At 65.4% G+C, this 22,239-nt stretch carries 20 protein-coding genes; 18 read left to right on the forward strand and 2 right to left on the reverse strand.

The window, feature by feature from the left end:
* Positions 1–9: 9 nt before the first annotated feature.
* Positions 10–864, reverse strand: a complete 855-nt coding sequence (locus tag LGN17_RS12245) for an endonuclease/exonuclease/phosphatase family protein (protein ID WP_226197153.1) — start codon at positions 862–864, stop codon at positions 10–12.
* Positions 865–1,085: 221 nt separating this feature from the next.
* Here LGN17_RS12245 and rlmD point away from each other — a divergent pair, with 221 nt between their 5' ends.
* A complete protein-coding gene (rlmD, locus tag LGN17_RS12250) occupies positions 1,086–2,483 on the forward strand; it encodes a 23S rRNA (uracil(1939)-C(5))-methyltransferase RlmD (RefSeq protein WP_175956018.1) in 1,398 nt (465 codons plus the stop codon).
* A 63-nt stretch (positions 2,484–2,546) separates the two neighbouring features.
* Here rlmD and LGN17_RS12255 read toward each other — a convergent pair whose 3' ends face one another.
* A complete protein-coding gene (locus LGN17_RS12255; RefSeq protein ID WP_006761414.1) occupies positions 2,547–3,245 on the reverse strand; it encodes a Bax inhibitor-1/YccA family protein in 699 nt (232 codons plus the stop codon).
* Positions 3,246–3,495: 250 nt separating this feature from the next.
* On the opposite strand from LGN17_RS12255, the gene ndk reads away from it, so the two are divergent.
* From ndk to LGN17_RS12340, 17 genes are all read left to right on the forward strand, one after another.
* Entirely contained in the window at positions 3,496–3,921 is a 426-nt protein-coding gene (ndk, locus tag LGN17_RS12260; RefSeq protein ID WP_006478674.1) for a nucleoside-diphosphate kinase, read from the forward strand.
* A 55-nt stretch (positions 3,922–3,976) separates the two neighbouring features.
* Entirely contained in the window at positions 3,977–5,116 is a 1,140-nt protein-coding gene (gene rlmN, locus LGN17_RS12265) for a 23S rRNA (adenine(2503)-C(2))-methyltransferase RlmN (protein ID WP_089445762.1), read from the forward strand.
* 164 nt (positions 5,117–5,280) lie between these two features.
* Entirely contained in the window at positions 5,281–6,300 is a 1,020-nt protein-coding gene (locus LGN17_RS12270) for a helix-turn-helix domain-containing protein (RefSeq protein WP_226197024.1), read from the forward strand.
* A gap of 112 nt (positions 6,301–6,412) precedes the next feature.
* Complete coding sequence (ispG, locus tag LGN17_RS12275) at positions 6,413–7,717, forward strand: flavodoxin-dependent (E)-4-hydroxy-3-methylbut-2-enyl-diphosphate synthase (protein WP_226197025.1); 1,305 nt, start codon at positions 6,413–6,415, stop codon at positions 7,715–7,717.
* Between the two features lie 16 nt (positions 7,718–7,733).
* Positions 7,734–9,074: a histidine--tRNA ligase gene (gene hisS / locus LGN17_RS12280; RefSeq protein WP_039360260.1), complete on the forward strand. Its 1,341-nt coding sequence runs from the start codon at positions 7,734–7,736 to the stop codon at positions 9,072–9,074.
* 54 nt (positions 9,075–9,128) lie between these two features.
* The gene (locus LGN17_RS12285) at positions 9,129–9,758 is read left to right on the forward strand and encodes a tetratricopeptide repeat protein (RefSeq protein WP_011352260.1); all 630 of its coding nucleotides are present in this window, start codon (positions 9,129–9,131) and stop codon (positions 9,756–9,758) included.
* Positions 9,759–9,799: 41 nt separating this feature from the next.
* Complete coding sequence (bamB, locus tag LGN17_RS12290) at positions 9,800–10,945, forward strand: outer membrane protein assembly factor BamB (RefSeq protein ID WP_226197027.1); 1,146 nt, start codon at positions 9,800–9,802, stop codon at positions 10,943–10,945.
* Between the two features lie 247 nt (positions 10,946–11,192).
* A complete protein-coding gene (gene der, locus LGN17_RS12295; protein WP_175956026.1) occupies positions 11,193–12,530 on the forward strand; it encodes a ribosome biogenesis GTPase Der in 1,338 nt (445 codons plus the stop codon).
* A 154-nt stretch (positions 12,531–12,684) separates the two neighbouring features.
* Positions 12,685–12,924 carry an RNA chaperone Hfq gene (hfq, locus tag LGN17_RS12300; RefSeq protein WP_006399927.1) on the forward strand — a complete coding sequence of 80 codons (240 nt, stop codon included), beginning with the start codon at positions 12,685–12,687 and terminating at the stop codon, positions 12,922–12,924.
* A 72-nt stretch (positions 12,925–12,996) separates the two neighbouring features.
* Positions 12,997–14,172 (forward strand): GTPase HflX, encoded by a 1,176-nt coding sequence (gene hflX, locus LGN17_RS12305; RefSeq protein WP_226197154.1) that lies wholly within the window; start codon positions 12,997–12,999, stop codon positions 14,170–14,172.
* A gap of 47 nt (positions 14,173–14,219) precedes the next feature.
* On the forward strand, positions 14,220–15,560 hold the full coding sequence (hflK, locus tag LGN17_RS12310; protein WP_226197028.1) for an FtsH protease activity modulator HflK: 1,341 nt from the start codon (positions 14,220–14,222) through the stop codon (positions 15,558–15,560).
* A 15-nt stretch (positions 15,561–15,575) separates the two neighbouring features.
* The gene (gene hflC, locus LGN17_RS12315) at positions 15,576–16,475 is read left to right on the forward strand and encodes a protease modulator HflC (protein ID WP_226197031.1); all 900 of its coding nucleotides are present in this window, start codon (positions 15,576–15,578) and stop codon (positions 16,473–16,475) included.
* Between the two features lie 36 nt (positions 16,476–16,511).
* The gene (locus LGN17_RS12320; protein WP_226197033.1) at positions 16,512–16,703 is read left to right on the forward strand and encodes a DUF2065 domain-containing protein; all 192 of its coding nucleotides are present in this window, start codon (positions 16,512–16,514) and stop codon (positions 16,701–16,703) included.
* Positions 16,704–16,805: 102 nt separating this feature from the next.
* Positions 16,806–17,954, forward strand: a complete 1,149-nt coding sequence (locus LGN17_RS12325) for an ATP phosphoribosyltransferase regulatory subunit (RefSeq protein ID WP_089440226.1) — start codon at positions 16,806–16,808, stop codon at positions 17,952–17,954.
* 113 nt (positions 17,955–18,067) lie between these two features.
* Complete coding sequence (locus LGN17_RS12330) at positions 18,068–19,414, forward strand: adenylosuccinate synthase (RefSeq protein ID WP_175956029.1); 1,347 nt, start codon at positions 18,068–18,070, stop codon at positions 19,412–19,414.
* A gap of 7 nt (positions 19,415–19,421) precedes the next feature.
* Positions 19,422–20,018 (forward strand): phosphoribosyltransferase, encoded by a 597-nt coding sequence (locus LGN17_RS12335; protein ID WP_011352251.1) that lies wholly within the window; start codon positions 19,422–19,424, stop codon positions 20,016–20,018.
* Positions 20,019–20,294: 276 nt separating this feature from the next.
* Complete coding sequence (locus LGN17_RS12340; RefSeq protein ID WP_175956030.1) at positions 20,295–22,211, forward strand: potassium transporter Kup; 1,917 nt, start codon at positions 20,295–20,297, stop codon at positions 22,209–22,211.
* Positions 22,212–22,239: the final 28 nt, after the last annotated feature.

Consider the following 22,239-nt stretch of genomic DNA (forward strand, 5'->3'; position numbering starts at 1 on the left):
CCGGTGCGATCAGGAGAGTTCGAGCAGCACCGGCTGGTGATCCGACGCGCGCACATCGCCGTCGATCTCGCAGCGCGTGACGCGCGGCAGCAGCGTATCGGTCACGAACACGAAGTCGCACGTGAGCGGCCCCTCCGACCATTGCACCGTATCGTAGACGCCGGCCGTCGGCGGGGGCGTGCGGCCAGGGTGCCGTGCGATCCACGCGTCGATGAAGCGCGGCGCGTCTGGGATCGGCTCCAGGAATCGGCGATAGGCATCGCTGCCGAACGCGCTGTTGAAATCGCCGCAGACGATTGCATCGCCCGGCTGGCCGGTCGCGCTGAATGGCCCCTCGGCGGTTTCGGCGGGCGCCGGTTGTGCCGCGTGCGCGCAGGCCTCGCGGTGCCGGTCACGCAGCGCGTCGACCTGAGCGAGCCGCTGGCGCGCCGAATAGTATTCCAGATGCGTGGTGACCACCCGCAGTGGCCCGAAGGGCGCCTGCAACTCGACGTCGAGTGCAACGCGCGGCATCGACGGCGCGCCGGCGTCGGCTGGCCAAGGCAGCAACTGGCGGAGCACGCGCCCGACCGGTAGCCGGGTCGCGATCGCGTTGCCGAACTGGCGGCGCGGTGCGCCGGCTTCGATGGCTGGCAGGTCGGCGCCGATCGCCTCGATGATCGTATGGCCGGGCAGCAGCGCCGCGAGTTCGGCGAACTGGTCAGCGCTGGGCCGGCCGGGCAGTGCGCCGAAGCCGCGCGTAACCTCCTGAAGGCACAGCACGTCGAAGTCGCCGAGTTCGCGGATTGCCGCGACGGTGCGCGCAAGATCGACGCCGCCGTCTGCGTCCCGACCCCATTGGATGTTCCAGTCGATCAGTCGCATGGTCGAATCTCCTGTCGGGCGAATTTCGGGCCGAGGGCCGCGTCCGATCGGCCTGTCGATCGGCACCTGGCCATGGCGCTTCCGGGCCGCCTGTCTCGCGGCTCCGGCGCGATGCCGGACCGTCTATGCTCAAGTATCGACGCTTGCGTCATGCAAAGCGGGCGATACGGGCCTTCGTCGTCTACAATCTCGCCTTCTTCAACGTTTGTCAGGAAAAGCTGGTGTCCGAAGCCGTCCCCACTTCTGCGCGCAAATCTAGAAATGCGCCCGTCGCGCCCGGAATTGCCCCGGTTCTCGAGATCGAATCGCTCGACATGGAAGCGCGCGGTGTCGGCCGCACGATGACCGAGGACGGCGAGCCGGGCAAGGTCATCTTCGTCGAGGGTGCATTGCCGGGCGAGCGCGTGACCTATTCGAGCTTCCGTCGCAAGCCGAGCTACGAGCAGGCGACGGTTGTCGACATTCTGCGCCCGAGCGTGATGCGCACGAAGCCGAAATGCGCGTTCTTCGGCACCTGCGGCGGCTGCTCGATGCAGCATCTCGACATGCGTGCGCAGGTGGCGGTCAAGCAGCGCGTGCTCGAAGACAACCTGTGGCACCTCGCGAAGCTGCGCGCGGAAACGATGTTCGCGCCGATCCACGGCCCGTCCTGGGGCTATCGCTACCGCGCACGCCTGACCGTACGCAACGTCGCGAAGAAGGGCGGCGTGCTGGTCGGCTTCCATGAGAAGAAGAGCAGCTACGTCGCCGACATGACGAGCTGCGAAGTGCTGCCGCCGCACGTGTCCGCAATGCTCGTGCCGCTGCGCCGGCTGGTCGAGGGGCTGTCGATACGCGATCGGATGCCGCAGATCGAGCTCGCGGTCGGCTCGGAAGTCACGGCGCTCGTGCTGCGCGTCCTGGAGCCGATCAACGCGGACGACGAAGCGTTGTTGCGGGCGTTCGCGGACGAGCACAAGGTGCAGTTCTGGCTGCAGCCGAAAGGGCCGGACACGGTAACACCGTTCTATCCGCTCGACGTGTCGCTCGACTACACGTTGCCGGAATTCGGCATCCGCATGCCATTCAAGCCGACCGACTTCACGCAGGTCAACCATCAGATCAACCGTGTGCTGGTGGGCCGCGCGCTGCGTCTGCTCGCGCCGTCGCGCGACGACCGCGTGCTCGACCTGTTCTGCGGGATCGGCAACTTCACGCTGCCGCTCGCGCGGCTGTCGCGCGAGGTGATGGGCATCGAAGGCAGCGATACGCTGACGACACGCGCGCTGGCGAACGCCCGCGAGAACGGTGTCGACGGCCATACGACGTTCGCGTGCCGTAACCTGTTCGAAGTGACGGGCGATGACATCCGCGCGCTCGGCGCATTCGACAAGTTCCTGATCGACCCGCCGCGCGAAGGCGCGCTCGCGGTGTCGAAGGCGCTGGCCGAGATCGCGCAGAGCGGTGAAGGTCCGCTGCCGAAGCGCATCGTCTACGTGTCGTGCAACCCGTCGACGCTGGCGCGCGACGCGGGCCTGCTCGTGCACGAGGCCGGCTACCGCCTGAAGGGCGCCGGTGTCGTGAACATGTTCCCGAATACGTCGCACGTCGAATCGATCGCGCTGTTCGAGCGCGACTGAGCCGGGCGGCGGACGAAAAAAAACCGGCCCGCGGGCCGGTTTTTTCATGGTGTGCAGCAAACGTCAGTTGCGGTTGCCGCCGAAGATGCCGAGCAGCGCGAGCAGGTTCGTGAACACGTTGTACAGGTCGAGGTAGATCGCGAGCGTGGCCGAGATGTAGTTCGTCTCGCCGCCGTTCACGACGCGCTGGACGTCGAACAGCATGTATGCGGAGAAGATCGCGATCGCGAGTACCGACACGGTGAGCATCAGGGCCGGGAGTTGCAGGAAGATGTTCGCGACCGAGGCGAGCAGGATCACGATCACGCCCATGAACAGCCACTTGCCGAGCCCCGAGAAGTCGCGCTTGCTGACGGTGGCGATCGTTGCCATCGCGGCGAAGATGATGCCGGTGCCGCCGAACGCCAGCATGATCAGCGACGGGCCGTTCGAGAAGCCGAGGATGAAGCTCAGCAGCCGTGACAGCATCAGACCCATGAAGAACGTGAAGCCGAGCAGCACGAACACGCCGGCCGCGCTGTTTTTCGTCCGCTCGATCGCGAACATGAAGCCGAACGCAATCGCGAAGAACGCGAGCAGGCTCATCATCGGGCTCGTGGCCGCGAACAGCGAGAAGCCCGTCGCGACGCCGACCCAGGCGCCCAGCACGGTCGGCACCATCGACAGCGCGAGCAGCCAGTACGTGTTTCGCAGCACGCGGTTGCGAACTTCGGCGGTGCTGACGGAACCGCCGCGGCCGAAATTGTACGGATAGTCGTTCATGGTTTCTCCTAACATTGAACGCATGGGCGTCCAGGGCCGGTTCGGCGCGCGCGATGTGCGGCGCAGCAAACCGGGGCAGCTATGGCTAAGATACGTTCCGTGCCGAGAGGTTTCAATGGCCGGGCGGCACTAAAACATATGGATTCTGAACCTTTCACGTGTGTAAGGGTTCAATCGCAATGATACACGGGATCGTGCTACAATAGCGGATTCATTTGAACCTGTAACTTCTTAATTTTTTGGAGTTTTTATGGCAATCGAGCGCACCCTGTCGATCATCAAGCCGGATGCGGTGGCAAAGAACGTGATCGGCCAGATCTACAGCCGTTTCGAAGGCGCCGGCCTGAAGATCGTCGCATCGCGCATGGCTCACCTGTCGCGTGCTGACGCAGAGAAGTTCTATGCGGTTCACGCAGCACGTCCGTTCTTCAAGGACCTCGTCGATTTCATGATCTCGGGCCCGGTGATGATCCAGGTTCTGGAAGGTGAAGGCGCGATCCTGAAGAACCGCGACCTGATGGGCGCAACGGATCCGAAGAAGGCGGAAAAGGGCACGATCCGCGCCGATTTCGCCGACAGCATCGACGCGAACGCCGTTCACGGCTCGGACGCTGCAGAAACGGCAGCGGTCGAAATCGCGTTCTTCTTCCCGGAAATGAACGTTTACTCGCGCTAAGCCCTGGCTGGCAGCAAGTAGGCAGGATTCAGCGCACGCGGCAAGGCAGCACATCATGACGAGCGAAACTTCCGTCAATCTTCTCGACTTCGACGCCGAGGGTCTTGTCGCGTACTGCGGCAGCCTCGGCGAGAAGCCGTTCCGCGCCAAGCAGTTGCAGCGCTGGATCCACCAGTACAACGCTGGCGACTTCGACGGCATGACCGATCTCGCGAAGTCCTTGAGAGAAAAACTCAAGGGCCGCGCGTCGATCGGCATGCCCGAGATTGCCAGCGATCACGTTTCCACCGACGGCACGCGCAAGTGGCTGATCGACGTCGGAAACGGCAATGCGGTCGAAACCGTGTTCATCCCGGAAGAGACGCGCGGCACGCTGTGCGTGTCGTCGCAGGCCGGGTGTGCGGTCAACTGCCGCTTCTGTTCGACGGGCAAGCAGGGCTTTTCCCGCAACCTGTCGACAGCCGAAATCATCGGCCAGCTACGGATGGCCGAATTTGCATTGCGAGCGTCGCTGGGCCGTGCGCCCGGCCCGAACGGTAAGGCAGAGCGGGTCGTCACCAACGTGGTGATGATGGGCATGGGCGAGCCGCTGCTGAATTACAGCGCGGTCGTGCCGGCGATGCGGCTGATGCTCGACGACAACGCGTACGGCCTGTCGCGCCGCCGCGTTACGCTGTCGACGTCCGGCGTAGTCCCGATGATGGACCGCCTCGGCGCCGAACTGCCGGTTGCGTTGGCCGTTTCGCTGCACGCGCCGAACGATCCGCTGCGCGACGAGCTGGTGCCGCTCAACAAGAAGTATCCGCTGCGCGAGCTGATGGCGGCTTGCCAGCGATATCTGAAAGTCGCACCGCGCGACTTCATCACTTTCGAATACTGCATGCTGGACGGCGTCAACGACACCGAAGCGCATGCACGCGAACTGCTTGCCGTCACGCGCGACGTGCCGTGCAAGTTCAATCTGATCCCGTTCAATCCGTTTCCGGAATCGGGCCTCATCCGCTCGAAGCCGGAGCAGATCAAGCGCTTTGCACAGATTCTCATCGACGCGGGAGTCGTCACGACCGTGCGCAAGACGCGCGGCGACGATATCGATGCCGCGTGCGGCCAGCTGGCCGGCGCAGTGAAGGATCGCACGCGCCTCGCGGAACGTACGGGCGCAGCAGGAAAAATCATCGAAGTTCGGGCGATTTGACAGGGGCGCCCGGCCGGGGATGCCAGGGCCTTTGAGCGGTACAACACGCGAACAGCGATCGGTCGCGGCGCCTCGGCGTCGCGCATGGTATGGACAGTTGCGGGTGCCGGCCGGCGGGAACCGGCGGCGGCCGCCAGTGAAGAAGAATCGACGCGAGGACAAGGATGAGTGAGCCGCAGCCGTCTAACGGCGCAGAGACGAATGGCGCGAAGCCGGCACCGGCAGGGTTGGAATCGCTTGCGGCAGTCGGCAGCCGACTGGCGCAGCTTCGGGAAACGAGAGGTTGGACCGTCGACGACGTGTCGGCGCGACTCAAGGTCGCACCGCAGAAGCTTCGGGCGCTCGAGGCTGGCGACATCAGCCATTTGCCCGGCGTAACGTTCGCGCTTGGTGTCGTGCGCAGCTACGCGAAGATGCTCGGCGTCGATCCGGAACCGTTCGCGCAGGCGTTGCGCCGAGAGCGCGGGGTACCGGAAGTCGACCTGTCGATGCCTGCGTCGTCGGGGACGGATCTGCCGCGCGGCCGCGTGTCGATTCCGCTGGGCGGATCGTCGCGCCATCACCCGTGGCTGTGGGGCACGGGGATCGTCGTCGTCGCGGTGGTTGCAGTACTGATGTGGCACACTGGCGGCGATTCGTCGAGCCTGCTCGCGCGCTTCAAGAGCGGCGACGCGGAGCATGCGTCGGCCGCGAGCGTGCCGGCGGCGGCATCGCTGTCATCTGCCGAAGAGGCGGCCTCGAGCGGGGCATCTGCCGTGGTCGCGAACGAGGTTCCGGCCTCGGCTGTTGCGTCTGCAGCCCCGGCGCCGGCCGTTGCGTCGGCTGTTCCGGCGCCTGCGCCCGTGGCGCCGGTCGTGACGGCAGCCGCTTCACAGCCCGTCGGGGCAACGACGGCCGCAAGCGCCGCCGCGCCGGCGAGCGTCGTGGTCGCGGCCGGCCAGTCGATGGTGGAGCTGAAGGTGAAGCAGGACAGCTGGTTCAGCGTGCGCGACAAGAGCGGCAAGGAGCTGTTCTCCGGGCTGGTGCACGGCGGCGAGGCGAAGCAGGTCGCCGGCGACGGCCCGTTCAAGGTCACGATCGGCAACAAGGCGGGCCTCGACGCAATCGCGTTCGACGGAAAACCTGTCGATCCGGCAAAATATTCGGCAGCGCGGGGTAATGTGGCGCGGTTCACGTTGCCCTGACGTCAAGCGCCGTGGCGAAGGCCTGTCGTCGATATCGACGGGCCGCGAGGGCACGGCGCTTTTTCAATTCATGCGCCGCGTCGCGGCGCATTCCGCGTAAATGGATCTATCGATGCAATCCGAAGCTCAATCCCCACGCAGCAGTCAGATTTGTTCAACCGAGCCGGTGTTCGGCGGGCATCAGCCGCGCCGTGTATCGCATGCGGTGGATGTCCGCTGGGGCGGGCAGCTCGTGACGATCGGCGGCGACGCGCCGGTGCGCGTGCAGTCGATGACGAATACCGACACGGCTGACGCGATCGGCACGGCAATCCAGATCAAGGAACTCGCGAACGCGGGCTCCGAACTGGTGCGCATCACGGTCAACACGCCCGAGGCCGCGGCCGCCGTGCCGGCGATCCGCGAGCAGCTCGACCGCATGGGCGTGACCGTGCCGCTCGTCGGCGATTTCCACTACAACGGCCACCTGCTGCTGCGCGACTACCCGGGCTGCGCCGAGTCGCTGTCGAAGTACCGGATCAACCCGGGCAACGTCGGCCAGGGTGCGAAGCGCGATACGCAGTTCGCGCAGATGATCGAGGCTGCGGCCAAGTACGACAAGCCGGTGCGGATCGGCGTGAACTGGGGCAGTCTCGACCAGGACCTGCTGGCACGCATGATGGACGAGAACGGTGCGCGTTCGCAGCCGTGGGATGCGCAGAGCGTGATGTACGAGGCGCTGATCCAGTCGGCGATCGGCTCGGCCGAGCGTGCGGTCGAGCTGGGCCTCGGCCGCGACCGCATCATTCTGTCGTGCAAGGTCAGCGGCGTGCAGGACCTGATCGCCGTGTACCGCGAACTCGGCCGCCGCTGCGGCTTCGCGCTGCACCTCGGGCTGACCGAGGCCGGAATGGGCTCGAAGGGCATCGTCGCGTCGACGGCTGCACTCGGCGTGCTGCTGCAGGAAGGGATCGGCGACACGATCCGCATCTCGCTGACGCCGGAACCGGGCGCATCGCGCACGGGCGAAGTGATCGTCGGCCAGGAAATCCTGCAGACGATGGGCCTGCGTTCGTTCGCACCGATGGTGATCGCGTGCCCGGGCTGCGGCCGTACGACGAGCACGCTGTTCCAGGAACTCGCGATGCAGATCCAGACCTACCTGCGCGAACAGATGCCTGTCTGGCGCAAGGAGTATCCGGGCGTCGAGAAAATGAACGTCGCGGTGATGGGCTGCATCGTCAACGGCCCGGGCGAATCGAAGCACGCGAACATCGGCATCAGCCTGCCGGGCTCTGGCGAGAACCCGGCCGCGCCTGTCTTCATCGACGGCGAGAAGGTCAAGACGCTGCGCGGCGAGCGGATCGCCGAGGAATTCCAGCAGATCGTCAGCGACTACGTCGCACGCAATTACGGCCGAGCTGAGGCCACGAACTAATTCGTCCACACACACGATGACTGAACAAAAACGCAAGATCGAGAAGCTCACCGGCGTCAAGGGCATGAACGACATCCTCCCGCAGGATGCCGGCCTTTGGGAGTTCTTCGAAGCTACGGTGAAATCGCTGCTGCGCGCATACGGTTACCAGAACATCCGCACGCCGATCGTCGAGCACACGCAGCTCTTCACGCGCGGCATCGGTGAGGTCACCGACATCGTCGAAAAAGAGATGTACAGCTTCACCGACGCGCTGAACGGTGAAAACCTGACGATGCGCCCTGAAAATACTGCGGCCGTCGTGCGCGCGTCGATCGAGCACAACATGCTGTACGACGGCCCGAAGCGCCTGTGGTACATCGGCCCGATGTTCCGTCACGAGCGTCCGCAGCGAGGCCGCTATCGCCAGTTCCACCAGGTCGGCGTCGAGGCGCTCGGCTTCGCGGGTCCTGATGCGGATGCCGAGATCATCATGATGTGCCAGCGCCTGTGGGACGACCTCGGCCTGACCGGCATCAAGCTCGAGATCAACTCGCTCGGCCTCGCCGAGGAGCGCGCCGCGCATCGCGTCGAACTGATCAAGTACCTCGAGCAGTTCGCCGACGTGCTCGACGAGGATGCAAAGCGCCGCCTGTATACGAACCCGCTGCGCGTGCTCGACACGAAGAACCCCGCGCTGCAGGAAATCGCGCAGAACGCGCCGAAGCTGATCGACTTCCTCGGCGACGAATCGCGTGCGCACTTCGAAGGGCTGCAGCGCCTGCTGCTCGCGAACAACATTCCGTTCAAGATCAACCCGCGTCTCGTGCGTGGTCTGGACTACTACAACCTGACCGTGTTCGAGTGGGTGACCGACAAGCTCGGCGCGCAGGGCACGGTCGCGGCCGGTGGCCGCTACGATCCGCTGATCGAGCAGCTCGGCGGCAAGCCGACCGCCGCGTGCGGCTGGGCGATGGGCATCGAGCGGATCCTCGAACTGCTGAAGGAAGAGGATCTCGCACCCGAGCAGGAAGGCGTCGACGTATACGTCGTGCACCAGGGCGAGACCGCGCGCGAACAGGCGTTCATCGCGGCCGAGCGTCTGCGCGACACGGGCCTCGACGTGATCTTCCACTGCAGCGCCGACGGCGCGCCGGCGAGCTTCAAGTCGCAAATGAAACGGGCCGACGCAAGCGGCGCCGCGTTTGCGGTGATCTTCGGTGAAGAAGAGGTCGCGAACGGCACGGTGGGCGTGAAAGCGCTGCGCGGTGCGGGCGGAGACGGGGAAAAGAACGTTCAGCAGACCGTACCGGTCGAAGGCTTGACCGAATTCCTAATCAATGCGATGGTTGCATCCGCCGAAGACGGCGACGACTGATCGCGCTGACATCCGCTCGACAAAAAAGCCTGAACAGGAAGGAATCGCTCGCCGATGAGTTATCACGACGAACAAGAATCGATTGAAAGTCTCAAGGCGTGGTGGGCCCGCTGGGGCAACCTCACCACGTGGATCGTGCTCGCGGCGCTCGTCGTCGCGGCCGGTTTCAACGGATGGAACTACTGGCAGCGCCGTCAGGCTGCCGAGGCGTCCGGGCTGTACGAGCAGGTCCAGAAGGCTGCCGCCGCGAACGACAAGGCGACGATGGCTCGCGCGGCCGCCGACATGGAAGACAAGTTCGGCAGCACGCCGTATGCGCAGATGGCGGCGCTTTCTGCCGCGAAGACGCTGTACGCAGCCGGCGACTCGGCCGGTGCGAAGGCGCAGCTGCAATGGGCCGTCGATCACGCCAAGGATGACGAGTACAAGCAGATCGCGAAGCTGCGTCTCGCGTCGCTGCTGCTCGACGAGAAGGCGTACGATGCGGGCCTCGCGCTGCTGTCGGGTACGCCGGTCGATGCATTCAAGGGCCTCGTGGCCGATCGCCGTGGCGATCTGCTTGCCGCGCAAGGCAAGACCGACGATGCGCGCGCGGCTTACAAGCTCGCGCTCGACGGCCTGTCGAAGGACGACCAGTCTGCGCGTCAGCTCGTGCAGTTCAAGCTGGACGCGCTCGGCGGCTGAACCCCGGTCCCCTCAACCTCTTAACTCTGCTTCGCTAACCGATGAATTTGCTGAAACGTTACGCTGTGCCCGTTGCCTGCGCGGCGGCTGTCCTCGCTCTGGCGGCCTGCTCGTCGTCGAAGGACGCGCGCCGCGTGCCGACGCCGCTCACCGAGTTCAAGCCCGTGATGGACGTGCAACAGGTCTGGAAGGCGAGCGTCGGCAAGGGCGGGCGCTACCTGTTCTCGCCGGTGGCCGTGGGCGACGCCGTCTATGCAGCGGGCGAAAACGGTTCGGTCGAGAAGATCGACGCGAAGACGGGCCAGACGCTCTGGCGCGCGAAGGTCGGCTCCGACCTGTCGGCCGGTGTCGGCAGCGACGGCAACCTGACCGCGGTCGGCGCCCTGAAGGGCGGCGTGTTCGTGCTGGGTCCGGACGGCAAGCAACTGTGGAAGACCAGCGTGCAGGGCGAGATCTTCTCGCCGCCGCTCGTGGGTAACGGCCTCGTGGTCGTCCGTACGATCGACGGCCAGGTGATCGCGTTCAACGCGCAGACGGGCGAGCAGAAGTGGAACTACCGTAACCGCGCGGTGCCGCTGAACCTGCGCGTGTCGGCCGGCATGACGTTCGCGGGTGACGCGGCGGTGCTGGCGGGCTTCCCCGGCGGCGGGCTGGTCGCAATCAACCTGCAGACGGGCGAGCCGTTCTGGCAGACGCCGGTATCGTTCCCGAAGGGCGTGACCGAGGTCGAGCGCATCAACGATGTCAGCGGTCCGCCGACGCTCGTGGGCGCGGAAGCCTGCGCGGTGACGTTCCAGGGGCAGCTCGGCTGCTTCGATGCAAACTCGGGCCGCCCGCTGTGGGAAAAGCCGTTCTCGAGCCGCAGCGGTCTCGCGCAGGACGATTCGGTCGTCGCCGGCGGCGACGACTGGTCGGTCGTGACGGCGTACGATGCCGCCTCGGGCAACCAGCTGTGGCGCAACGACAAGCTGAAGAGCCGTGACGTCGGCGTGCCGTATCTGCTCGGGCATGCGGTCGTGTTGGGCGATTACCAGGGCTTCGTGCACTTCCTGTCGCGCGAAGACGGCAGCTTCATCGCACGGATGAAGACCGACGGCAGCGCGATTACGGCGGCGCCGGTCCTCGCGGGCAATACGCTCGTCGTGCAGACGAAGGACGGCGGCCTGTACGGGTTCCGTCCGCGCTGACGCGCAGGAAACATGCGCGGTCGCGGCGCGGCGGGCTTGTCCCGCTTGCCCCGGCCGCGCGACATGAAGGCGGCCGGTGTTCCCGGCCGCTCGGTATTTGAAAGGCAGTTCGAGACGAAAGACGACGGCGCGCAACGCGCGGCCGGCGCGCGCATCCGGCGCTGCGCGAATTCGTGATATTTTCATTCAGCGCAGCCGCCCGCAGCAGCGGGCCTCCCGCTGCTGCGCTTCACCGTAGAAAACACAGATGAAACCGGTCATTGCCCTAGTTGGGCGCCCCAATGTGGGGAAATCCACGCTGTTCAACCGGCTCACGCGCTCGCGCGATGCGCTGGTTGCCGACTTGCCGGGCCTGACGCGCGATCGCCATTACGGCGAAGGGCGCGTCGGCGAGCGGCCGTACCTGGTCGTCGATACGGGCGGCTTCGAACCCGTCGCGAAGGACGGCATCCTGCACGAGATGGCACGCCAGACGCGGCAGGCCGTCGAGGAAGCCGACGTCGTCGTGTTCATCGTCGACGGCCGCAACGGGCTCGCGCCGCAGGACAAGTCGATCGCCGACTACCTGCGCAAGACCGGCCGGCCGATCTTCCTCGTCGTCAACAAGGCCGAGGGGATGAAGTACACGGCGGTCGCGACCGACTTCTACGAACTCGGGCTCGGCGATCCGCGCGCGATCTCGGCCGCGCACGGCGACGGCGTGACCGACATGATCAACGAGGCGCTGGAAGTCGCGTACGCGGACCAGCCGGAAGAGGAAGACGACAACGACCCGTCGCGCGGCATCAAGATCGCGATCGTCGGCCGTCCGAACGTCGGCAAGTCGACGCTCGTGAACGCGCTGATCGGCGAGGATCGTGTGATCGCGTTCGACATGCCGGGCACGACGCGCGATTCGATCTACGTCGACTTCGAGCGTAACGGCAAGAAATACACGCTGATCGACACGGCCGGCCTGCGGCGCCGCGGCAAGGTGTTCGAGGCGATCGAGAAGTTCTCGGTCGTGAAGACGCTGCAGTCGATCTCCGACGCGAACGTCGTCATTCTTCTGCTGGATGCGCAGCAGGACATCTCCGACCAGGACGCGCACATTGCCGGCTTCGTCGTCGAGCAGGGCCGTGCGCTCGTGATCGGCGTGAACAAGTGGGACGGGCTCGACGACCACGCGCGCGATCGTGCGAAAGCGGATTTGACCCGCAAGCTGAAATTCCTCGACTTCGCGAAATCGCACTTCATTTCGGCCGCGAAGAAGACGGGCATCGGCACCCTGATGCGCTCGGTCGACGACGCGTACGCGGCGGCGATGGCGAAGCTGCCGACGCCGAAGCTCACGCGCGCGCTGATCGAGGCCGTCGAGTTCCAGCAGCCGCGTCGTCGCGGCCCGGTGCGTCCGAAGCTGCGCTACGCGCACCAGGGCGGCCAGAATCCGCCGATCATCGTCATCCACGGCAACGCGCTCGATGCCGTGACGGAAACGTACAAGCGCTACCTGGAAAACCGGTTCCGCGAAACTTTCTCACTGACAGGGACTCCATTGCGCATAGAGTTCCGTTCGTCGAACAATCCGTACGCGGACAAGAGCTGAAGACGTCTGTTACACGCGTCACGCAAGGGGGTGGCCGCAAGGCCTATGCCCCGGGCGGGCCAGGCAAAATCGGCTATAGTGTAGCGATTGGCGCCGGATCTCTTTTTCTTCGCCGCCAATCCAGATCAACCTGCAAAAAAAGATGGAGTACGCCATGAGCAACAAAGGGCAATTGTTACAAGACCCGTTTTTGAACGCACTGCGCAAAGAGCACGTTCCCGTTTCGATCTACCTCGTCAACGGCATCAAGCTTCAAGGGAACATTGAATCGTTCGACCAGTACGTCGTGTTGCTCCGTAATACGGTGACCCAGATGGTGTACAAGCACGCCATCTCGACGGTCGTGCCGGCGCGCCCGGTGAATTTCCACCCGGACGCGGAAGCCTCGTCCTAACCTATCGCAGCGGCCGGCATCCGGTCGCCGCGAGCGACCGATGCCAGCCGCCTTATCTTGACACCTGAAAATTTGATCAACGCAGCGCTCGTCGGCATCGATTTCGGCAAGACCGATTTCGAAGCCAGTCTCGAAGAACTCAGTCTTCTCGCCTCCAGCGCGGGGGCCCGTCCCGCAGTCACCCTCACGGGTCGTCGCTCCAGTCCCGATGCCAAGATGTTCATCGGCAGTGGCAAAGCCGAAGAACTCCGGCTCGCCTGCGACGCACACAACGTCGAAATCGTCATCTTCAACCACGCACTGGCGCCAGCCCAGCAACGTAATCTGGAGCAGGCACTTAACCGGCGTGTGGTCGATCGCACCAGCCTCATCCTCGACATCTTTGCACAGCGCGCCCGCAGCCACGAAGGCAAGCTGCAGGTCGAACTCGCACAGCTTCAGTATCTGTCGACGCGGCTCATTCGCGCATGGACCCACCTTGAGCGGCAGAAGGGCGGTATCGGCCTGCGCGGCCCCGGTGAAACCCAGCTCGAAACCGACCGCCGGCTGATCGGTGAACGCATCAAGATGCTGAAGTCGAGGCTCGACCGGTTGCGCCGGCAACACAGCACGCAACGCCGCCAGCGCGCGCGTAGCGGCACGATGTCGGTGTCACTCGTGGGTTATACGAACGCGGGCAAGTCGACGCTGTTCAACGCGCTGACGAAAGCGCAGGCCTACGCGGCCGACCAGCTGTTCGCCACGCTCGATACGACGTCGCGGCGCGTGTACCTCGGCGACGAGGTCGGCCAGATCGTCGTGTCGGATACGGTCGGGTTCATCCGCGAGTTGCCTCACCAACTGGTCGCGGCATTCCGCGCGACGCTCGAGGAAACGATCCACGCGGATCTGCTGCTGCACGTGGTCGATGCGTCGAGCGCGGTCAGGCTTGAACAGATCGAGCAGGTCAATGGTGTGCTGCACGAGATCGGCGCGGACACGATCCGGCAGGTGCTGGTGTTCAACAAGATTGATGCCGTGCCTGAGCTGGCGGCCCGCGGCGACGCGGTCGAGCGGGACGAGTATGGTAATATTTCGCGCGTCTTTTTGAGCGCGCGCACCGGTCAGGGTCTTGACGCGTTGCGTGCCGCCATCGCCGAAATCGCCTCCGCGGAACACCTTTCCGGCGCGACGTTACCCAACGGCGTGCTCGACGGCGCCCCCGCTGAACCACACGAAGACCACACGATTTCCGAACACGGGCGCTAACCGGTCCCGGCCGGTTCGCCGGCGTCTAATCTGGTGAACAAACTCTGGTGAACGAATACAACGAGCGGAGTACCTGGCGGCGGATGCGCGCCTTGCTGTCGATCAACGATCCCCGCTGGGGACGTGGCGAAAGCAATGGCAAAGACGGATCCCGTCCCCGTCCGAACGAATCGAAGCGTCCGCAAGGCGGCGACGGCGATGGTCCGCCCGATCTCGACGAGATGTGGCGCAACTTCAACCGGCGCCTGAACGGCCTGTTCGGCGGCAAGGGCGGCAACGGTTTCCGTCCTGACAACGGGCGAGCCGCGCGAGTCGGCGTCGGCATCGTGATCGGCGTGCTGGTCGCGGTCTACGCGGGCAGCGGGCTGTTCGTGGTACAGGAAGGACAGACGGGCGTCGTGCTGCAGCTCGGCAAGCTGTCGGGCACGGTCGGCCAGGGCGTGCACTGGCGCGCGCCGTATCCGTTCGCATCGCACGAGATCGTCGATACGTCGCAGGTCCGCTCGATCGAGATCGGCCGCAACAACGTCGTGCGTCTCGCGAACGTGAAGGAAGCGGCGATGCTGACGCGCGATGCCGATATCGTCGACGTGCGCTTCATCGTCCAGTACCGGATCCGTTCCGCGACCGATTACCTGTTCCGCAGTGTCGATCCCGAGCGCAGCGTGTCGCAGGCCGCCCAGGCCGCGGTACGTGCGATCGTCGGCACGCGCAGCGCAGCCGACGTGCTGAACCAGGACCGCGACGCGCTGCGCGAGCAGCTCACCGCCGCGATCCAGCGCGATCTCGATCGCTACCAGTCCGGGCTCGAGGTGACGGCCGTTACGATGCAGAGCGTTGCGGCGCCCGAGCAGACACAGGCCGCCTACGGTGAAGTCGCGAAGGCGCGCGACGAGCGCGAGGCCGCGAAGCGCGCGGCGCAGGCGTATGCAAACGACCTGCTGCCGAAGGCACAGGGCGATGCGGCGAAGCTCGTCGACGAAGCGAAGGCGTACGCCGATCGCGTGGTCACGGAAGCTGAAGGCGATGCCGATCGCTTCAAGCAGGTCTATGCGCAGTATTCGAAGGCGCCCGCGGTGATTCGCGAGCGGATGTATCTCGAGACGATGCAGGAAATCTATTCGAACGCGACGAAGGTGTTCGTCGGCAACAAGGGCGGCAACAGCGTCGTGTACCTGCCGCTCGACAAGCTCGTCGAGCAGGGGCGACAAAACGCCGCGGCGTCCACCGGCGCGTCCGCGCCCGATGCGGCGTCGGCACCGGCGGCTGTCGCGCCGGCTGCAGCGGCACCTGCGAGTGCGGCGTCGGCCGTGGGGGCGTCGGGCAACGACGTGCTGCGATCGCGCGAGGCGTTTCGCAGCCGGTCGCGCGAAGACGATCTGAAGTAACGGGGAGCGCAGAACATGAACCGAATCATTGCGCTCGTCGTCGCAATCGTGATCGTTGCCTTCGCGGCATCGTCGACAGTCCTTACCGTCGATCCGCGCCACGCGGCCGTGCTGTCGGGGCGCGATGGCGCGCAACCCGAGCTGGCAGGCCCGGGTATCCATTTCAAATTGCCGCCGCCGCTGCAGACGGCCACGCTGATCGACACGCGCCTGCAATCGCTCGAGTCGTCGGATCCGCTGCAACTGGCAACGGAAGACAAGCACGACCTGCTCGTCGCTTACGCGGTGAAGTACCGGATCAGCGATCCGATGAAGTATTTCACGACGACGGGCGGCGACCCGTCGGCAGCCGGCGACCGCCTCGCCGGCGCGCTGAAGAGCGCACTCGGTGACGCGTTCGGCAAGCGTGCGCTTGACGACGCGCTTGGCGGCCAGCGTGAGATCGCCGATGCGGCGCGCGACGAAGTGAAGACGACGGTGTCCGGCTTCGGCGTCGACGTGGTCGACGTCCAGCTGACGCGCGTCGACTTGCCGGCCGCTCAGACCGACGCCGTCTATCAGCGGATGATCGGCGCGCTGCGCGATCAGGCTGCGCAGGTGCGTGCGCAAGGCGCGGCCGACGTCGAGCAGATCAAGGCGGACGCCGAACGCGAACAGCAGGCCGTGCTCGCGAACGCGTACAAGTCCGCCCAGACGATCAAGGGCGAGGGCGACGCGAAGGCCGCGTCGATTGCCGCCGATGCGTTCGGCCGCGACCCGCAGTTCTATCAGTTCTACGCGAGCCTGCAGGCCTACCGGAACACGTTCAAGCGCAACGACATCATCGTCGTCGATCCCGACAGCGAGTTCTTCCGCTTCATGCGCAGCCCGACGGGCGGTGCCGCACCGGCGGCGCCTGCTCCCCGCAAACATTGACCTTGGGGCGCCGCGTCGAGCGGCGCCGTCGCTCGCATGGACCTGGCTGGCTCGTTGTTGCTTGCAGTAGCGCTGATGCTGATCATCGAGGGGGCGTTCCCCTTCGTGTTTCCCGTTGCCTGGCGCGACACGTTTCGTAGAATAGCTGAGCGGCCGCCGCATCATATCCGGATCGGTGGGCTGCTCGTGATGGTGCTCGGGCTCATACTGCTGCTGCTCGCGACCTGATCCGGACGGCGCATCCGCCGTTTGTCCCGCCCGAATTCAGAATTTCCGATTCACATCGCGGCGCGCGTGTCGCGCGCTGTTTCCCGTCGTAGGACCGTACCGATGTCGACCTGGTTACTTCCCGAGAATATCGCCGACGTACTGCCGTCGGAAGCGCGCAAGATCGAGGAGCTGCGCCGCAGGCTGCTCGACCGCTTCCGTTCGTATGGCTACGAAATGGTGATGCCGCCGCTGCTCGAGTATCTCGAGTCGCTGCTGACGAGCGGCGGCGCCGACCTGCGCCTGCGCACCTTCAAGCTGGTCGACCAGTTGTCGGGCCGTACGCTCGGCCTGCGCGCGGACATCACGCCGCAGGTCGCGCGGATCGACGCGCACCTGTTGAACCGCCAGGGCGTGACGCGTCTTTGCTATGCGGGCCACGTGATGCATACGCGTCCGCGCGGCCTGCACGCGACGCGCGAGCAGATCCAGATCGGCGCCGAAATCTACGGGCATGCCGGGCTGGAAGCTGATCTCGAGATCCAGCAACTGATGCTCGACGCGCTGCATCTCGCAGGCCTGTCGCGCATCCGCCTCGACCTCGGCCATGCGGGCGTGCTCGCTGCGCTGCTGGCGCGCGACGCGCAGGCTGCCGAGCGCGGCGAGTCGCTGTACGACGCGCTGTCGGGCAAGGACGTGCCGCTGCTGAACGAGCTCACCGACGATCTCGGCGCCGACACGCGCGCCGCGCTGCGCGCGTTGCCGCACCTCTACGGTGACGCGAGCGTGCTCGCCGAGGCGCGCGCACGCTTGCCGGTGCTGCCCGAGATCACGCGGGCGCTCGACGATCTGGCGCAACTCGCGGCGCAGGCAAAGGGTGCCGAGGTGGCGATCGATCTCGGCGACCTGCGTGGCTATGCGTATCACAGCGGTGCGATGTTCAGCGCCTACATCGACGGCGTGCCGAACGCGATTGCGCGGGGCGGCCGCTACGACCATGTCGGCCAGGCGTATGGCCGTGCCCGCCCGGCGACGGGCTTCTCGCTCGACCTGCGCGAACTCGCGCGGATTTCGCCGGTCGAGGCGCGCGGCACGGCGATTCTCGCGCCGTGGGCGCAGGACGACGCGCTGAGCGCGGCCGTGGCGGCGCTGCGCGATGCGGGCGAGGTCGTGATCCAGGCGCTGCCGGGCCACGATCATGTGCTCGACGAGTTCGCCTGCGACCGTTCGCTCGTCGAGCGCAACGGCGCATGGGTGGTCGAACCCCGATAAACAGACGTTCGCGGGACGTGCTTCGGCGCGCATATCGTTGAAGCGAAACGGAAAAATTCGGAATCGCCCGCGAACATAGGTAGAATACGTTTTTAACCAGCTAACGAATCAACATGTCTGCCAGCGCAGTGAACGTGACTCCCGGGCGCAATGTCGTCGTCGTGGGAACGCAATGGGGTGATGAAGGCAAGGGCAAGATCGTCGACTGGCTGACGGACCACGCTCAGGGCGTCGTGCGTTTCCAGGGCGGTCACAACGCCGGCCACACCCTCATCATCGGCGGCAAGAAAACGATCTTGCGCCTCATTCCGTCGGGCATCATGCGTGAAGGCGTCGCCTGCTACATCGGCAACGGCGTCGTCCTGTCCCCCGAAGCACTGTTCAAGGAAATCGGCGAGCTGGAAGAAGCCGGCGTGAACGTGCGCGACCGCCTGTTCATCTCCGAAGCCACGACGCTGATCCTGCCGTACCACATCGCGATCGACCAGGCGCGCGAAGCGCGCAAGGGCGCGGGCAAGATCGGCACGACGGGCCGCGGCATCGGCCCCGCGTACGAAGACAAGGTCGGCCGTCGCGCGCTGCGTGTGCAGGACCTGTTCGACGCGAAGACCTTCGCCGACCGCCTGCGCGAAAACCTCGATTTCCACAACTTCGTGCTGACCCAGTACCTGGGCGGCGCGGCCGTCGATTTCCAGGCCACGCTCGACACGATGCTCGGCTATGCCGACCGCCTGAAGCCGATGGTGGCCGACGTGTCGCGCCGCCTGTACGACGCGAACAATGCGGGCCAGAACCTTCTGTTCGAAGGCGCGCAAGGCACGCTGCTCGACATCGATCACGGCACCTATCCGTTCGTCACGTCGAGCAACTGCGTCGCAGGTGCGGCGTCGGCCGGCGCGGGCGTGGGTCCGCAGAAGCTCAACTACATCCTCGGTATCACGAAGGCCTATTGCACGCGCGTCGGCTCGGGCCCGTTCCCGAGCGAACTGTACGATGCGGACAATCCGCAGCGTCAGGATCAGGTCGGCGTCACGCTCGCCAACGTCGGCAAGGAATTCGGTTCGGTCACGGGCCGTCCGCGCCGCACGGGCTGGCTCGACGCGGCCGCGCTGCGCCGCTCGATCCAGATCAACGGCGTGTCGGGCCTGTGCATGACGAAGCTCGACGTGCTCGACGGCCTCGACGAAGTCAAGCTGTGCGTCGGCTACAAGATTGACGGCAAGGATGCGGACATCCTGCCGCGCGGCGCTGCCGACGTGGCCCGTTGCGAGCCTGTATACGAAACGTTTGCCGGCTGGAAGGAAAGCACGGTCGGCATCAAGACGTGGGAAGCACTGCCGGCAAACGCGCAGGCGTACCTGGCCCGCGTCCAGGAAGTGGCTGGCGTGCCGGTCGACATGGTGTCGACGGGGCCGGACCGCGACGAAACGATTCTGCTCCGCCATCCGTTCAAGGTGTAATTTTCAGATGACGCAGCAAATCACGATGACAGCGGCAGATTTGATGACCGATCCGCGCAACGACGACAAGAACCTGTGGGTAGGCTGGGACGAGTATCACCGTCTCATCGAGCTGCTCGCGCTGCAGGTGCATGCATCGGGGTGGAAGTTCGACCAGATCCTGTGCCTCGCGCGCGGCGGCCTGCGCGTCGGCGATCAACTGTCACGCATCTACGACGTGCCGCTTGCGATCCTCGCGACGAGTTCGTACCGCGAGGCGGCCGGCACGGAGCAGGGCGATCTCGACATCGCGCAGTACATCACGATGACGCGCGGCAACCTGGCGGGCAACGTGCTGCTGGTCGACGATCTCGTCGATTCGGGCGTGACGCTTGCGCGCGTGCAGGAGCACCTGAAGGAGCGCTATCCGTCGGTGACGGCCGTGCGCTCGGCCGTGCTCTGGTACAAGGGTTGCTCCAAGGTCAAGCCCGACTATCACACGCAGTTTCTGCCGACGAATCCGTGGATTCATCAGCCGTTCGAGGAGTGGGACACGGTTCGGCCGCACAACCTCGAGGCGTGGATCAAGCGCGGTCGCGCACAGCGTGACGGCTCGGGCGCGTAAGCGGCCGGCGAATCGAAGGAAAGCCTTGTACGGCGCCGCTTGCGGCGCCGTTTTTCATTACGGCGCCATGCGTGCCGGTGCCGCGCGTACCGTGGATCCGGTAGGCAGACGGCGCTGCCCCGGCTATGATTGGCAGCCCTGCCACAGCTCGCGCCAGATTGCATGCGCAGCGTGGATCACGTGGTTACAAGGCAACAGAGCAGGGCGGCGATTCACGGGGGCGCGAGTAGAATAGCGCTCGTTTTGTCCGACCCGGACCCGATTATTCCGCTTTATATGAACGACACGATCCACGCGACCGACGCAGCACACGCGCCGCATTCGACGCACCAACACTCGATGCGGGCGCTAGCGATAGCAGCCATCGGCGTCGTGTTCGGCGACATCGGCACCAGCCCGCTGTATTCGCTCAAGGAGGCGTTCAGCCCCGCACACGGCATTCCGCTCACCGAAGCATCGATTCTCGGCGTGATCTCGCTGCTGTTCTGGGCAATCATCCTGGTGGTCGGCATCAAGTACCTGCTGTTCGTGATGCGGGCGGACAACAACGGCGAAGGCGGCGTGCTCGCGCTGATGGCGCTGTCGTTGCGCCCGCTCGATTCGAAGACCCGCGTCGCGGGTGCGCTGATGGCGCTCGGGATATTCGGCGCGTGCATGTTCTACGGGGACGCGGTGATCACGCCGGCGATCTCGGTGATGTCGGCGGTCGAAGGTCTCGAAATCGCGACGCCGCACCTGTCCCATCTCGTGCTGCCGATCACGATCGCGATCCTGATCGCGCTGTTTTGGATCCAGCGTCACGGCACCGCGCTGGTCGGAAAGCTGTTCGGCCCGATCATGGTGTTGTGGTTCGTCGTGATCGCGGCGCTCGGCGTGTACCACATCGTGCGCGTGCCGGGCATCATGGCGGCCATCAACCCGTATTACGCGGCGTCGTTCATGGCCGACCACCTGCTGCAGGCGTACGTCGTGCTCGGCTCGGTCGTGCTGGTGCTGACCGGTGCGGAAGCGCTCTACGCGGATATGGGCCACTTCGGTGCGAAGCCGATCCGCATCGCGGCCTACGGGCTCGTGATGCCGTCGCTCGTGCTGAACTACTTCGGCCAGGGCGCGCTGCTGATCCAGAACCCGAAAGCGATCGAGAACCCGTTCTTCCTGCTGGCGCCCGAATGGGGGCTGCTGCCGCTCGTCGTGCTGTCGACGGTCGCGACCGTCATCGCGTCGCAGGCCGTGATCTCGGGCGCGTATTCGCTGACGTCGCAGGCGATCCAGCTCGGCTACGTGCCGCGCATGAAGGTGCTGCATACGTCCGATCTCGCGATCGGCCAGATCTACGTGCCGGTCGTGAACTGGCTGCTGCTGTTCGTGATCCTCTGCATCGTGGTCGGCTTCAAGAGCTCCGACAACCTCGCGGCCGCGTACGGCATCGCGGTGACGGCGACGATGGTGATCACGACCGTGCTCGCGGCCGTCGTGATGGTGAAGGTGTGGAACTGGAACCGCCTGCTGGTCGGTGCGATCATCGCGGTGTTCCTCGTGGTCGATCTCGGCTTTTTCGGTGCGAACCTGCTGAAGGTTGCGCAGGGCGGCTGGCTGCCGCTCGGCATCGGCGCGTTGCTGTTCTTCCTGCTGATGACCTGGTACAAGGGGCGCCACATCGTCAAGGAGCGCACGGCGGCAGACGGTATTCCGCTCGAGCCGTTCCTGCAGGGATTGCTCGCGCATCCGCCGCATCGCGTGTCGGGCACCGCGATCTACCTGACCGGCAACGACAAGCTCGTGCCCGTCAGCCTGCTGCACAACCTGAAGCACAACAAGGTGCTGCACGAGCGGACCATTTTCCTGACGTTCGTCACACGCGACTTTCCTTACGTGCGCGACGACAAGCGTCTGAGCTCGCGCGATGCGGGCGGCGGGCTGTACATCGTGAAGGCCGAGTACGGTTTCAACGAGACGCCGGATGTGAAGGCCGTGCTCGAGGAATTCGGCCGCACGCGCGACATGACGTTCGAGCTGATGGACACGTCGTTCTTCCTCGCGCGCGAAACGGTCGTGCCGACGCATCTGCCCGGGATGTCGATCTGGCGCGAGCGGGTATTCGCGTGGATGCATCAGAACGCCGCGAAGCCGACCGACTTCTTCTCGATCCCGGCGAACCGCGTGGTCGAGCTCGGGACGAAGATAGAGATCTGACCCCGGGGGCGGCGCGGGCCGTTCAGCC

This window comes from Burkholderia sp. AU30280 (genome assembly GCF_020420125.1).
GTDB lineage: Bacteria > Pseudomonadota > Gammaproteobacteria > Burkholderiales > Burkholderiaceae > Burkholderia.